Annotated in this window: 12 protein-coding genes; 11 read left to right on the top strand and 1 reads right to left on the bottom strand. The window is 73.0% G+C overall.

Annotated features, from left to right (window positions below; all coding sequences use genetic code 11):
- Positions 1-209: 209 nt before the first annotated feature.
- From ACIQZN_RS33880 to ACIQZN_RS33865, 4 genes are all read left to right on the top strand, one after another.
- The gene (locus ACIQZN_RS33880) at positions 210-947 is read left to right on the top strand and encodes a hypothetical protein (protein WP_404002452.1); all 738 of its coding nucleotides are present in this window, start codon (positions 210-212) and stop codon (positions 945-947) included.
- Positions 944-2,116 (top strand): type VII secretion-associated serine protease mycosin, encoded by a 1,173-nt coding sequence (gene mycP, locus ACIQZN_RS33875; protein ID WP_404002378.1) that lies wholly within the window; start codon positions 944-946, stop codon positions 2,114-2,116. Before ACIQZN_RS33880 ends, mycP begins: the two co-directional genes overlap by 4 nt.
- A gap of 34 nt (positions 2,117-2,150) precedes the next feature.
- Positions 2,151-2,879 carry an SseB family protein gene (locus tag ACIQZN_RS33870; RefSeq protein WP_404002376.1) on the top strand — a complete coding sequence of 243 codons (729 nt, stop codon included), beginning with the start codon at positions 2,151-2,153 and terminating at the stop codon, positions 2,877-2,879.
- An 84-nt stretch (positions 2,880-2,963) separates the two neighbouring features.
- On the top strand, positions 2,964-3,671 hold the full coding sequence (locus ACIQZN_RS33865) for an MIP family channel protein (protein ID WP_404002374.1): 708 nt from the start codon (positions 2,964-2,966) through the stop codon (positions 3,669-3,671).
- Positions 3,672-3,755: 84 nt separating this feature from the next.
- Here the strand turns inward: ACIQZN_RS33865 and ACIQZN_RS33860 are convergent, their stop codons facing one another.
- Entirely contained in the window at positions 3,756-4,118 is a 363-nt protein-coding gene (locus ACIQZN_RS33860) for a DUF1844 domain-containing protein (protein WP_404002372.1), read from the bottom strand.
- Between the two features lie 341 nt (positions 4,119-4,459).
- Between ACIQZN_RS33860 and infC the strand changes: the two genes are divergently transcribed.
- The 7 genes from infC to pheT all read left to right on the top strand — a co-directional run bounded on the left by infC (position 4,460) and on the right by pheT (position 11,961).
- A complete protein-coding gene (gene infC / locus ACIQZN_RS33855) occupies positions 4,460-5,173 on the top strand; it encodes a translation initiation factor IF-3 (RefSeq protein ID WP_404002370.1) in 714 nt (237 codons plus the stop codon).
- A 120-nt stretch (positions 5,174-5,293) separates the two neighbouring features.
- Positions 5,294-5,488, top strand: a complete 195-nt coding sequence (gene rpmI, locus ACIQZN_RS33850) for a 50S ribosomal protein L35 (protein ID WP_003970213.1) — start codon at positions 5,294-5,296, stop codon at positions 5,486-5,488.
- Positions 5,489-5,595: 107 nt separating this feature from the next.
- Positions 5,596-5,979 carry a 50S ribosomal protein L20 gene (rplT, locus tag ACIQZN_RS33845; RefSeq protein WP_003970214.1) on the top strand — a complete coding sequence of 128 codons (384 nt, stop codon included), beginning with the start codon at positions 5,596-5,598 and terminating at the stop codon, positions 5,977-5,979.
- A 113-nt stretch (positions 5,980-6,092) separates the two neighbouring features.
- Positions 6,093-6,935 carry a TrmH family RNA methyltransferase gene (locus ACIQZN_RS33840; protein WP_404002368.1) on the top strand — a complete coding sequence of 281 codons (843 nt, stop codon included), beginning with the start codon at positions 6,093-6,095 and terminating at the stop codon, positions 6,933-6,935.
- Between the two features lie 120 nt (positions 6,936-7,055).
- Entirely contained in the window at positions 7,056-8,168 is a 1,113-nt protein-coding gene (locus ACIQZN_RS33835; RefSeq protein WP_404002366.1) for an ATP-binding protein, read from the top strand.
- A 155-nt stretch (positions 8,169-8,323) separates the two neighbouring features.
- Positions 8,324-9,451, top strand: a complete 1,128-nt coding sequence (pheS, locus tag ACIQZN_RS33830) for a phenylalanine--tRNA ligase subunit alpha (RefSeq protein WP_404002364.1) — start codon at positions 8,324-8,326, stop codon at positions 9,449-9,451.
- Positions 9,451-11,961, top strand: coding sequence for a phenylalanine--tRNA ligase subunit beta (gene pheT, locus ACIQZN_RS33825; protein WP_404002362.1), 2,511 nt, complete (start codon positions 9,451-9,453; stop codon positions 11,959-11,961). Before pheS ends, pheT begins: the two co-directional genes overlap by 1 nt.
- Positions 11,962-12,275: the final 314 nt, after the last annotated feature.

The following is a 12,275-nucleotide window of genomic DNA, read 5'->3' as shown; positions in this document are numbered from 1 at the left end:
GCCCGTAGAGTGACGCCCACGCGCCGAACGGGGTCCCGCCCACGCGGCGGAGGGACGCGCGGTACGGAACGGACCAGGGGGGGCGGATGAGCACCGAAGCACGGCGCTCCCCCGTACCACCCCGCCCCGCCGTACCACCGCCCTACGAGCCCGCACCGTCGCCCTCCGACCGGCCGCCCCCCGAGGCCCCCGCCCGCCCCCGCCGGGCCGTGGCCGCCGGCGTCTGCGCCGTCCTCGGGCTCGGGCTGATCGCCGGGGCCGCGGCCGGCAGCTGGCTCACCGGTGGCGCCGACGACGATCCCGCCGCCCGCAGCGCGTACACCGTGGGCCGGGAAGCCTGGCACAGCATCCCCGTGGACACCCTTTTCCCGCGCACCCTGAAGGGCGACGGCACCGGACCCGGCGGCGCCGACCGGGTCTGGACCAGGCTCGCCGTCGCCCCCGACAGCGGCTGCGCCGACGCGCTCGACCCGCTCCTCGCCAAGACCCTGCGTACGGTCGGCTGCGCACACGTCCTGCGCGCCACGTACACCGACGCGACCGCCAGCAGCGTCACCACCGTCGGGCTCGCCTTCACCGAGGCCGACACCGACGCGATGCGGGCCCTCGGCGCCCGGTTCGCCGACCAGCACCTCGACCGCCGCACCGACCTGCTGCCCCGCACCTACCCCGTGAAGGACAGCCCGGCCGCCTCCTTCGGCGCCCGGCAGCGCGCCAGCTGGTCCGTCCACGTACTGACCGAGATCCCGGTCGTCGCCTTCGCCGTGACCGGGTTCGCCGACGGACGCGTGAGCACCCCGCCCCAGCCCGCCGACCGGGCCATGGCCAACGGCGCCACCACCCCCGCCGCCCAGGCCGGCCTCGGCCACGAGGCCAAGGGCCTGTCCGACGGCGTCGAACGCGCGCTGCGCACCCACGTGGCCGACCTCACGGAGCAGCCACGATGAAACACGCCCTGGGCGTCCTCTGCGCGGCCACCGCCCTCGCCCTGCTCCCCGCGACCCCCGCCGGGGCCGACACCATCCGGGCCCAGCAGTGGGGCCTGGCCGCGATGCACACCGACCGGGCCTGGGAGACCACGCGCGGCAAGGGCGTCACCGTCGCCGTGGTCGACACCGGGGTCGACGGCAGCCTGCCCGACCTCGCGGGCCAGGTCCTGCCCGGCAAGGACCTCATCGGCTTCGGCGCCGGGCGCGGCGACAAGGCATGGGCCAGGCACGGCACCGCCATGGCCGGGATCATCGCGGGCCGGGGCCACGGCAGCGGACGCGCCGACGGCGTCCTCGGCATCGCGCCCGAGGCGAAGATCCTCCCGGTCCGCGTCATCCTCGAAGCGAGCGACCCGGACCGCGCCGAGGCCCGCAGGATCCGGGGCACCGCGCTCGCCGACGGCATCCGCTGGGCCGCCGACCACGGCGCCGACGTCATCAACCTCTCCCTCGGCGACGACAGCGAGTCCGCGCACCCGGAACCAGGCGAGGACGCCGCCGTCCAGTACGCGCTGAAGAAGGGCGCCGTCGTCGTCGCCTCGGCCGGCAACGGAGGCGAGAAGGGCGACCACATCTCGTACCCCGCCGCCTACCCCGGGGTCATCGCGGCCGCAGCCGTGGACCGGTACGGCACCCACGCCTCGTTCTCCACCCGCCGCTGGTACGCCACCGTGAGCGCCCCCGGCGACGACATCGTCGTACCGGCGCCCGACCACAAGTACTACGTGGAGTGGGGCACCTCCGCCGCCGCCGCGTTCGTCTCCGGCGCGGTGGCCCTCGTGAAGTCCGCGCACCCCGGGCTCACGCCCACGCAGATCAGGACGCTGCTCACCGACACCGCCCGCGACGCCCCCGCCGGCGGCCGCGACGACGCGCGCGGCCACGGGATCGTCGACCCGGCGGCGGCCATCGAGGCGGGCGGCGGCCTCCGCTCCACCGACGCGCGCGACGACCCCGCTCCGGCCGGCTACCGCAAGCGGTACTTCGGCGCCGGGCCCACGCCCGAGCCCGGGGACGACGGGCCGGCCGGCTGGCTCGCCCCGGCGGCCGGGGGCCTCGGCGCGCTCCTGCTGGCGGCGGGCGTGCTGCTGTGGCGCGGCCGCTCCCCGTTCACCCGGAACCGCTGACCTGGCCCCGCCGGCCAGGCACTACGCTCGCCCTGTGGCGCAGAAGAACATCCCGGACCCCGGTTTCTCCGACGACGACGGCACCGCCGACCCCGCCCTGGCCTCGGCGCTCGCCGCCTGGGCCGAGGACCGCGGCGCCGTCGCGCCGGTCCTCGAAGCGCTGAAGGGCGCCCGGCTCCTCGTCCCCGTCGTCGCCGTCCTCGGTGAGGTGGAAGTGGACGAGAACGGGCTGCGGCGCGAGAAGACCAGCGACATGGCAGTGCCCACCCTCCAGGCCGGCGACCGCCGTGCCCTGCCCGCCTTCACCTCCACTGCGTCCCTGGCCCGCTGGGACCCGCAGGCCCGCCCCGTCGCCGTACCCCTGCACCAGGCGCTCCAGGCCGCCGCGCACGAGAAGGCCGACACGGTGGTGCTCGACCTCGCCGGACCTGTGGCCTTCGAGCTGACCGGGGCCGCCCTGCGCGCCCTCGCCGAGGGCCGTACCAGCGCGGACCCGCTGGACGACCCCGCCGTCACCGCCGCCGTCCGCGCGGCGGTCGCCGCCGAGCCCGCCGTGCTCCGCGCCCACCTCGGTCCCGGCAGCGCCGACGGCACCCTCGCCCTGGTCCTCGCCCCCGACGCCGACCCGGCCGAGGCGGCGGGCCGGGTCGCCCGGGCGCTGGCGGCCGACGAGGTGCTGCGCGCCCGGCTGGTCCGGGGCCTGGACCTCGCGCTGCTCCCGGCCGGGGCGAACACACCGGGTGAGCCCCTGTTCACGCGCTGAATCACCCGCACGGCTCGGCGCGCGCGAAGCCGTACACAGCCGGAGAATTGCGAAGAAAAGGAACGATCTTCGCGAGGTGGTTGTATGCAGACGCGGACAGCCGTGTCGGAGTTCCTCGGCACCCTGCTGCTGGTCTTCTTCGGTGTTGGCTCGGCGGTGCTGGGCACTCAGTTCATCGGCGTCGTGGGCATCGCGCTCTCGTTCGGCTTCGTGCTTCTCGCACTCGCCTACGCCCTCGGCCCGATCTCGGGCTGCCACATCAATCCGGCGGTCACCCTCGGCATGCTGACCGCCCGGCGGATCGACGTGCGCACGGCCGTGACGTACTGGATCGCGCAGTTCCTCGGCGGCATCGCCGGTGCGGCGCTGCTGTTCCTGCTGGCCAAGCAGGTGCCGGGGCTGAAGACGAGCGGACACTTCGGGAGCAACGGCTACGGCGACCGCTCCGACGTGCACATCAACATCGGCGGCGCCTTCCTCGCCGAGGTGGTGCTGACCTTCCTGCTGGTCTTCGTGGTCCTCGCGGTGACCCACAAGGTGGCGATCGTCGGCTTCGACGGGCTGCCCATCGGTATCTCCCTCGCGGTGATCCACCTGGTCGGCATCCCGCTCACCGGCACCTCCGTCAACCCGGCCCGGAGCCTCGGCCCGGCCCTGTTCGCGGGCGGCGCGGCCCTCTCCCAGCTGTGGCTGTTCATCGTGGCCCCACTGGCCGGCGGCCTGCTCGCGGCGCTCGCGCACCGGCTGACCCACCCCTCGATGCGCGGCGGCGAGACGGCCGCGGAGGTCTGACCCGTACCCGCGAAGCGAAGAGCCCCCGCCGGGAGGACCGGCGGGGGCTCTTCGCGTACGGAGAAAGAAGGAGGGGCGGGAGGCTCAGCCGAAGACCGGGCCGGTGTACTTCTCGCCCGGGCCCTTGCCCGGCTCGTCCGGGACGAGTGACGCCTCGCGGAAGGCCAGCTGGAGGGACTTCAGGCCGTCGCGCAGCGGGGCGGCGTGGAAGGAGCTGATCTCGGTGGTGCTCGCGTCCAGCAGGCCGGCCAGCGCGTGGACCAGCTTGCGGGCCTCGTCCAGGTCCTTGTGCGCGTCGCCGTCCTCGGTCAGGCCGAGCTTGACGGCGGCGGCGCTCATCAGGTTGACGGCGACCGTCACGATCACCTCGACGGCGGGCACCTCCGCGATGTCGCGGGCCATCTCGTCGAAGCCGGGGGAATCACTGCTGGGGGTCGCGTCACTCATGCGCCTTACGATAGGCCCACGGCGACGGCCCCCGTTCTGCGGGAGTCGATGAGACACGTGGTTCGCGCACCACTCGGCGAGCTGCTAACCTTGTGTAACGACCGGCCGGACAGCTATGTGCCCGGCCCACAAGTGGAGGCTCCGTTCTCCCACCTGACCGCCCTCAGGGCGGCGGGTCACCGGTCAGGCGGTCACCATCGTTCCGTACGGACGATGGAACCGCCCGATGCGCCCCGCGGTTCACCGTGGCGGTGTTCCGGTTTTCCAGGAGCCCCGCCTGTGTCCCGTCCGGGGCATTTTTGTTGCTCCGATGCGGTTGGTCTGTCTGAAACAGACGTTACGTGGCTGTCCGCCAGGCGGTCGCGTGGTGCTACCGAGGAGGATCCATCAGCGCCGAGCCCCGCATCAACGACCGGATTCGCGTGCCCGAGGTGCGACTTGTCGGTCCCAGTGGCGAGCAGGTCGGAATTGTGCCGCTTGCCAAGGCCCTGGAACTCGCACAGGAGTACGACCTCGACCTGGTCGAGGTGGCGGCAACCGCCCGTCCGCCCGTGTGCAAGCTCATGGACTACGGGAAGTTCAAGTACGAGTCGGCCATGAAGGCCCGTGAGGCGCGCAAGAACCAGGCGCACACGGTCATCAAGGAGATGAAGCTCCGGCCGAAGATCGACCCGCACGACTATGACACCAAGAAGGGTCACGTCGTCCGGTTCCTCAAGCAGGGCGACAAGGTCAAGATCACGATCATGTTCCGCGGTCGTGAGCAGTCCCGGCCCGAGCTGGGCTTCCGACTGCTCCAGCGGCTCGCTTCGGACGTGGAGGAACTCGGCTTCATCGAGTCCAACCCGAAGCAGGACGGCCGGAACATGATCATGGTTCTGGGCCCGCACAAGAAGAAGACCGAAGCCATGGCCGAGGCCCGCGAGGCCCAGGCCGCCCGCAAGGCGGAGCGCCAGGGGACCAACACCCCCGACGCCGCGCCCGCGGAGACGGCGCCCGAGGCTCCGGCCGAGGCGGCGCCCGAGGCCGAGGCCGAGACACCTTCCGAGGCGTGACCGCGGGGGGTGCCAGCCAGGCACCCCCGGGTCCCCCCGGAACCCCCATCAAGATCTGACGCCCCCGCAGTCCGGTGCCCGCACCGAGAGGGGCGCCACTGACGAGGAGAGAACGGCGCGATGCCGAAGAACAAGACGCACAGCGGTGCCAGCAAGCGCTTCAAGATCACCGGCTCCGGCAAGGTGCTCCGCGAGAGGGCCGGCAAGCGCCACCTTCTCGAGCACAAGTCGTCCAAGAAGACCCGCTCGCTGACCGGCACGGTCGTCGTGGCTCCGGCCGACGCCAAGAAGATCAAGAAGCTTCTCGGCAAGTGAGGCCGTCGTCCCCGGTGAGTCCGGGGACGCGCCCTCGATCCGACCGGGACCAATTCGTTTCCGGGCCGTGTGAGTACGACCACGGCCCCGCTACAAGGAGTTAACAAGTGGCACGCGTCAAGCGGGCAGTCAACGCCCACAAGAAGCGCCGGGCGATTCTCGAAGCCGCCAGCGGTTACCGCGGTCAGCGCTCGCGCCTGTACCGCAAGGCCAAGGAGCAGGTCACCCACTCCCTGGTCTACAACTACAACGACCGCAAGAAGCGCAAGGGCGACTTCCGTCAGCTCTGGATCCAGCGCATCAACGCGGCCGCCCGTCAGAACGGCATGACGTACAACCGCCTCATCCAGGGTCTGAAGGCCGCCAACATCGAGGTGGACCGCAAGATCCTGGCCGAGCTCGCGGTCAACGACGCCAACGCGTTCGCCGCCCTCGTCGAGGTCGCCCAGAAGGCCCTCCCGAGCGACGTCAACGCCCCGAAGGCCGCCTGACCCAGGCCGCACTTCTTGGCTTTTGAGCCGGACCCGCAGGCGCCCGCCGTCTGCGGGTCCGGTGCGTTGTACCACCAGGACTCTTCGTCACGCAGAGAGGCTCGCCGCCGATCATGGGCATCCCTGAACTGATCTCCCCGCGTTCGCCGCGCGTCGCCGCCGCCCGGCGGCTGGCCCGGCGCAACTTCCGTGGCAAGGAGCGCAGGTTCATCGCCGAGGGGCCGCAGGCCGTGCGCGAGGCCGCCGAGCACCGGGGCGACGACGGCGAACCGACCCTGGTCGAACTCTTCGCCACCGTCGAGGCCGCCGACCGCTACACCGCGATCATCGACGCCGCCCACGCGGCCGGCGCCCGCGTCCACCTCGCCGGCGCCGACGTCCTGGCCGACGTCTCCCAGACCGTCACCCCGCAGGGCCTCATCGGCGTCTGCCGCTTCCTCGACTCGCCCTTCGATGCGATCCTCGCCGCCCGGCCCAAGCTGGTCGCCGTCCTGGCCCACGTCCGCGACCCCGGCAACGCCGGCACGGTGCTGCGCTGCGCCGACGCGGCGGGCGCCGACGCGGTCGTCCTGACCGACGCCTCCGTCGACCTGTACAACCCCAAGTCGGTGCGTGCCTCGGTCGGTTCGCTCTTCCACCTGCCGGTCGCCGTGGGCGTCCCCGTCGAACAGGCCGTACGCGGGCTGCGCGAGGCGGGCGTCCGCATCCTGGCCGCCGACGGCGCGGGCACGGACGACCTGGACGACGAGCTGGACGCCGGCACGATGGGCGGGCCCACCGCCTGGGTCTTCGGCAACGAGGCGTGGGGCCTGCCGGAGGAGACCCGTGCCCTGGCCGACGCCGTGGTGCGGGTGCCGATCCACGGCAAGGCGGAGAGCCTGAACCTCGCCACCGCCGCCGCCGTCTGCCTCTACGCCTCCGCGCGCGCCCAGCGCCCCCGCCGCACCACCGCCTGAGCCCCCTCCGCGCGCTCCCACTTCGACGGAGAGCCCCCACAGGGTGTCGCTGCGTCACCGACGACTAGTAGGGTGGCGAACTCGGGGGCCCACTGCACCGGTGGAGAGTGGGGGTACTGAATGGCTGTCGGCACGAGCGGGCCGCGCGCGGCACTGGCGGGCGTCGCGGACGCGGCGGGCGGCCTCGGGCTGGACCCCGACGACCTCCCCGACGGGCTCGTCGTCGCGGACGGGACCGGCCGGATCATCTGCTTCAACGCCGCCGCCGTCCGCATCACCGCCGTGTCGGAGGCCGCCGCCCTCGGCCGCCCCGTGGCGCAGGTGCTGCCGCTGGAGGACCTCAAGGGCCGCCGCTGGTGGGAGCTGACCGACCCCTACGGCGGCCTCGCCACCCGGACCGGCCAGCCCGAGCGCAATCTGCTGCTGCCCGGCGGGCGCGAGGTCCTGGTCTCCGCCCGCTATGTGCGTGAGACCCCCACCGGACCGGTCCGCCGCCTGGTCGTCAGCCTGCGCGGCACGGAGGCCCGCCGCCGCACCGAGCGCAGCAACGCCGAGCTCATCGCGACCGTCGCCCACGAACTGCGCTCGCCGCTGACCTCGGTCAAGGGCTTCACGGCGACGCTCCTGGCCAAGTGGGAGCGGTTCACCGACGACCAGAAGCGCCTGATGCTGGACACGGTGTACGCCGACGCCAACCGGGTCACCCGCCTCATCACCGAGCTCCTGGACATCTCCCGGATCGACTCCGGCCGCCTGGAGCTGCGCCGCCAGCCCGTCGACCTGTCCGCCGCCGTCGAGCGCCACGTCCAGGCGCACACCGCGGCCGGCCAGGACCCCGGCCGCTTCCTCGTCCGCACCCGGCAGCCGCTGCCCGCGGTGTGGGCCGACCCGGACAAGGTCGACCAGGTGCTCGGCAACCTGCTCGAAAACGCGGTGCGGCACGGCGAGGGAACTGTCACCATCGATGTGGCACCCGCACCGGCGAAGAGCGACGAGAGGGGAGCGGCCGTCACCGTGAGCGACGAAGGTCCCGGCATCCCCGAGGAGTCGATGAGCCGCGTCTTCACCCGCTTCTGGCGGGGCAGCAAGCGCGGCGGCACGGGCCTGGGCCTCTACATCGTCAAGGGCATCGTCGAGGCCCACGGCGGCACCATCACGGTCGGCCGCGGCCCCGGAGGCGGCGCGGAGTTCCGATTTATGCTGCCCGTGAGCACGCCGGCCTATCTCAGCTGAGGCCCCGAGCGGCCCACGGGCGCCCCACCCGCCCCGCGACCCTTAGACTCGACCCTTGGCACCTTTGCGTCCTCCGGTCTTCGAGCGAGGTCACGGGGGTCCGGGAGTATCCCCCGGTAAGCGCAGCACTCAGCCAATCGGAAGTACGGGAAGAGATGTCGGCACCGAACAAGTCGTACGACCCAGTCGAGGTCGAGGCACTGAAACCGGAAGAGATCGAGCGCATCCGGGACGAGGCGCTCGCCGCCTTCGCCGCCGCGGGTGACCTCGAAGCGCTCGCCCACGCGAAGACGGCGCACACCGGTGGCACCTCGCCCCTGTCGCTCGCCAACCGCGAGATCGGCGCACTGCCCCCGCAGGCCAAGGCCGAGGCCGGCAAGCGCGTCGGCCAGGCCCGCGCCGCCGTGGGCCGTGCCCTCGCGGCCCGCCAGACGGAGCTGGAGGCCGAGCGCGACGCCCGGGTCCTGGTCGAGGAGGCGGTGGATGTCACCCTGCCCTACGACCGCACCCCGGCCGGCGCCCGCCACCCGCTGACGACCATCATGGAGCGCGTCGCCGACGTCTTCGTGGCCATGGGCTACGAGATCGCCGAGGGCCCCGAGGCCGAGGCCGAGTGGTTCAACTTCGACGCCCTCAACTTCGTGCCCGACCACCCGGCCCGGCAGATGCAGGACACCTTCTTCGTCCAGGGCGCCGACGGCGCGAAGAACGACGAGTCCGGCGTCGTGCTGCGTACGCACACCTCCCCGGTCCAGGCCCGCACCCTGCTCGACCGCGAGCCCCCGGTCTACGTCGTCTGCCCCGGCCGCGTCTACCGCACCGACGAGCTCGACGCCACGCACACCCCGGTCTTCCACCAGATCGAGCTGCTCGCCGTGGACGAGGGCCTGACCATGGCCGACCTGAAGGGCACCCTCGACCACATGGTCCAGGCGCTCTTCGGCCCGGACATGAAGACCCGGCTGCGGCCGAACTTCTTCCCGTTCACCGAGCCGTCCGCCGAGATGGACATGGTCTGCTACGTCTGCCGCGGCGCCTCCGTCGGCAACCCGGACCGCCCCTGCCGCACCTGCGGCAGCGAGGGCTGGATCGAGCTCGGCGGCTGCGGCATGGTCAACCCCAAGGTGCTCACCGCCTGCGGCGTCGACCCCCGGAAGTACAGCGGATTCGCCTTCGGGTTCGGCATCGAACGGATGCTGATGTTCCGCCACAACGTCGAAGACATGCGAGACATGGTCGAAGGTGACGTCCGGTTCACCCGGCCCTTCGGGATGGAGATCTGATGCGCGTCCCGCTTTCCTGGCTGCGGGAATACGTCGACCTGCCGGCCACCGAGACCGGCCGTGACGTGCAGGCCAAGCTGGTCGCCGTCGGCCTGGAGGTCGAGACGGTCGAGCAGACCGGCACCGGCCTCACCGGCCCGCTGGTCGTCGGACAGGTGCTGACCATCGAGGAGCTGGAGGGCTTCAAGAAGCCGATCCGCTTCTGCACGGTCGACGTCGGCACCGCCAACGGCACCGGCGAGCCGCAGGAGATCGTCTGCGGCGCCCGTAACTTCGCCGTCGGCGACAAGGTCGTCGTGGTCCTGCCCGGCGCCGTGCTCCCCGGCGACTTCGCGATCGCCGCCCGCAAGACGTACGGCAAGACCTCGCACGGCATGATCTGCTCCGCCGACGAACTCGGCATGGGCGACGACGGCACCCACGGCATCATCGTGCTCCCGCCCGAGTACGAGGTGGGCACCGACGCGATCGAGCTCCTGGAGCTCCGCGACGAGGTCCTGGACATCGCCGTCACGCCCGACCGCGGCTACTGCCTGTCCCTGCGCGGCGTCGCCCGCGAGACCGCCATCGCCTACGGCCTGCCGCTGCGCGACCCGGCCCTCCTGGACGTGCCCGCGCCCAACGCGTACGGCTACCCGGTCAAGGTCTCCGACCCGATCGGCTGCTCCCGCTTCACCGCGCGCACCGTCACCGGACTCCAGCCCGAGGCCCGCACCCCGATCTGGATGCAGCGCCGCCTCCAGAAGGCGGGCATGCGCCCGATCTCGCTCGCCGTCGACATCACCAACTACGTGATGCTCGAACTCGGCCAGCCGCTGCACGCCTACGACCGGACCCGCATCGACGGCCCCATCGGCGTCCGCCGTGCCGAGCAGGGCGAGAAGCTCACCACGCTCGACGGCGCGGTCCGCGTCCTGGACTCCGGCGACCTCGTCATCACCGACAACCGCGGCCCCATCGGCCTCGCGGGCGTCATGGGCGGCGCCGACACGGAGATCGCCGACGCCGCCGAGGGCGCGCACACCGCCGAGGTCGTCATCGAGGCCGCGCACTTCGACGCGATCTCGATCGCCCGCACCGCGCGCCGCCACAAGCTGCCCTCCGAGGCGTCCAAGCGCTTCGAGCGCGGCGTCGACCCGCAGGCCGCCGCCGCTGCCGCGCAGCGCACCGTCGACCTGCTGGTCCTCCTGGCCGGCGGCACCGCCGAGGCGGGCGTCACCGAGGTCGCCGCCCCGTCTGCGCCCCGCACCATCACGATGCCGGCCGACCACCCGGACAAGGTCGCCGGTGTCGCGTACGGCCGCGAGACCGTCGTCCGCCGCCTCCAGGAGGTCGGCTGCGACGTCTACGGGCAGGACGAGCTCCTGGTCACCACGCCGTCCTGGCGCCCCGACCTCAACGAGCCCAACGACCTGGCCGAAGAGGTCATCCGCCTGGAGGGCTACGAGAACCTGCCCTCCACGCTTCCGACGCCGCCCTCCGGCCGCGGCCTCACCGACCGCCAGCGGCTGCACCGCCGCGTCGGCCGGGCGCTCGCGGGCGCGGGGTACGTGGAGGCGCTGAACTACCCGTTCATCGGCGAGGCGGTCCTCGACCAGCTCGGTCTGGAGGCGGACGACGCCCGCCGCCGCACCGTCCAGCTCGTCAACCCGCTCTCCGACGAGGAGCCCTCGCTGCGCACCACGCTGCTGCCGGGCCTCCTCGGCGCACTGCGGCGCAACGACGGACGCGGCAGCCACGACCTCGCCCTCTTCGAGACCGGCCTCGTCTTCAGGCCCACCGGCGACGAGACCAAGCCCGTCCGGCTGCCCGTCGACCGGCGCCCCTCGGAGCAGGACATCGCCTCGCTCGACGCCGCGCTCCCGCGTCAGCCGCGCCACGCCGCCGTCGTCCTCGCGGGCGCCCGCGAGCAGGCCGGCTGGTGGGGCAAGGGCCGCCCGGCCGACTGGGCGGACTCCGTCGAGGCCGCGCGTACCATCGCCCGCGAGGCCGGGGTCGAGGTCACCGTCCGCGCCGACCGGCACGCCCCCTGGCACCCGGGCCGCTGCGCCGCGCTGTACGTGACGGTGGCCGGTGAGGAGACCCTGTTCGGACACGCGGGCGAACTGCACCCGCGCGTCATCAAGGAGCTCCACCTGCCCGAGCGCAGCTGCGCCATGGAGGTCGACCTCGACATCCTGGAGCGGGCCGTCGACGGCGTGCTGCGGGCGCCGAGGATCTCCACCTTCCCGGTGGCGACCCAGGACGTCGCGCTGGTCGTCGGCCAGGACGTGCCCGCCGCCGACGTGGAGCGCGCGCTCCGCGAGGGCGCGGGCGAACTCCTGGAGTCGCTGCGGCTGTTCGACGTCTTCACGGGCGAGCAGATCGGCGAGGGCAGCAAGTCCCTGGCGTACGCGCTGCGCTTCCGCGCCGCCGACCGCACCCTGACGGTCGACGAGGCGAGCGCCGCCCGCGACGCGGCGGTGGCCCTGGCCGCCGAGCGTACGGGCGCGGTGCTGCGCGGAGCGTAATCACCCCGCGGGAAGCACGAGAAGGAGGGGCGCGTCCGGCCACCGGATGCGCCCCTCCTGTGTGCTCGCCGTCCGTCCCCGCCGTGGAGTGTCGGGCAGGCCGGCGGGGTGGACTGCGCGGATGCGGGCCGCCCTGCTGTACGAGGGGGAGCAGACGGCCCGTCCGCGCCCTGCGAGGGGAATCATTCAAGCGAGCCCGGGGCCGCCGCGGCAGCGTGCGCGGCGGGACGGTTCGGGCATTCCGTTCACACCCCGTGTGAATCGTGCTCCACTGGGGCGACACGTCCAGGCGTGCCGAACCACCGGAGGGGGAC

Origin of the sequence: Streptomyces sp. NPDC097595 (assembly GCF_044761525.1) — a bacterium.
Taxonomy (GTDB): Bacteria; Actinomycetota; Actinomycetes; order Streptomycetales; family Streptomycetaceae; genus Streptomyces; species Streptomyces drozdowiczii_A.
This window is presented reverse-complemented; position numbering and strand designations above follow the sequence as displayed.

Bases quoted from the DNA above. Each gene is read 5' to 3' on its own strand.
- ACIQZN_RS33835 (WP_404002366.1), top strand. From the start codon at position 7,056: ATGGCTGTCGGCACGAGCGGGCCGCGCGCGGCACTGGCGGGCGTCGCG.
- ACIQZN_RS33860 (WP_404002372.1), bottom strand. From the start codon at position 4,118: ATGAGTGACGCGACCCCCAGCAGTGATTCCCCCGGCTTCGACGAGATG.
- ACIQZN_RS33865 (WP_404002374.1), top strand. From the start codon at position 2,964: ATGCAGACGCGGACAGCCGTGTCGGAGTTCCTCGGCACCCTGCTGCTG.
- rpmI (WP_003970213.1), top strand. From the start codon at position 5,294: ATGCCGAAGAACAAGACGCACAGCGGTGCCAGCAAGCGCTTCAAGATC.
- pheT (WP_404002362.1), top strand. From the start codon at position 9,451: ATGCGCGTCCCGCTTTCCTGGCTGCGGGAATACGTCGACCTGCCGGCC.
- ACIQZN_RS33840 (WP_404002368.1), top strand. From the start codon at position 6,093: ATGGGCATCCCTGAACTGATCTCCCCGCGTTCGCCGCGCGTCGCCGCC.
- mycP (WP_404002378.1), top strand. From the start codon at position 944: ATGAAACACGCCCTGGGCGTCCTCTGCGCGGCCACCGCCCTCGCCCTG.
- pheS (WP_404002364.1), top strand. From the start codon at position 8,324: ATGTCGGCACCGAACAAGTCGTACGACCCAGTCGAGGTCGAGGCACTG.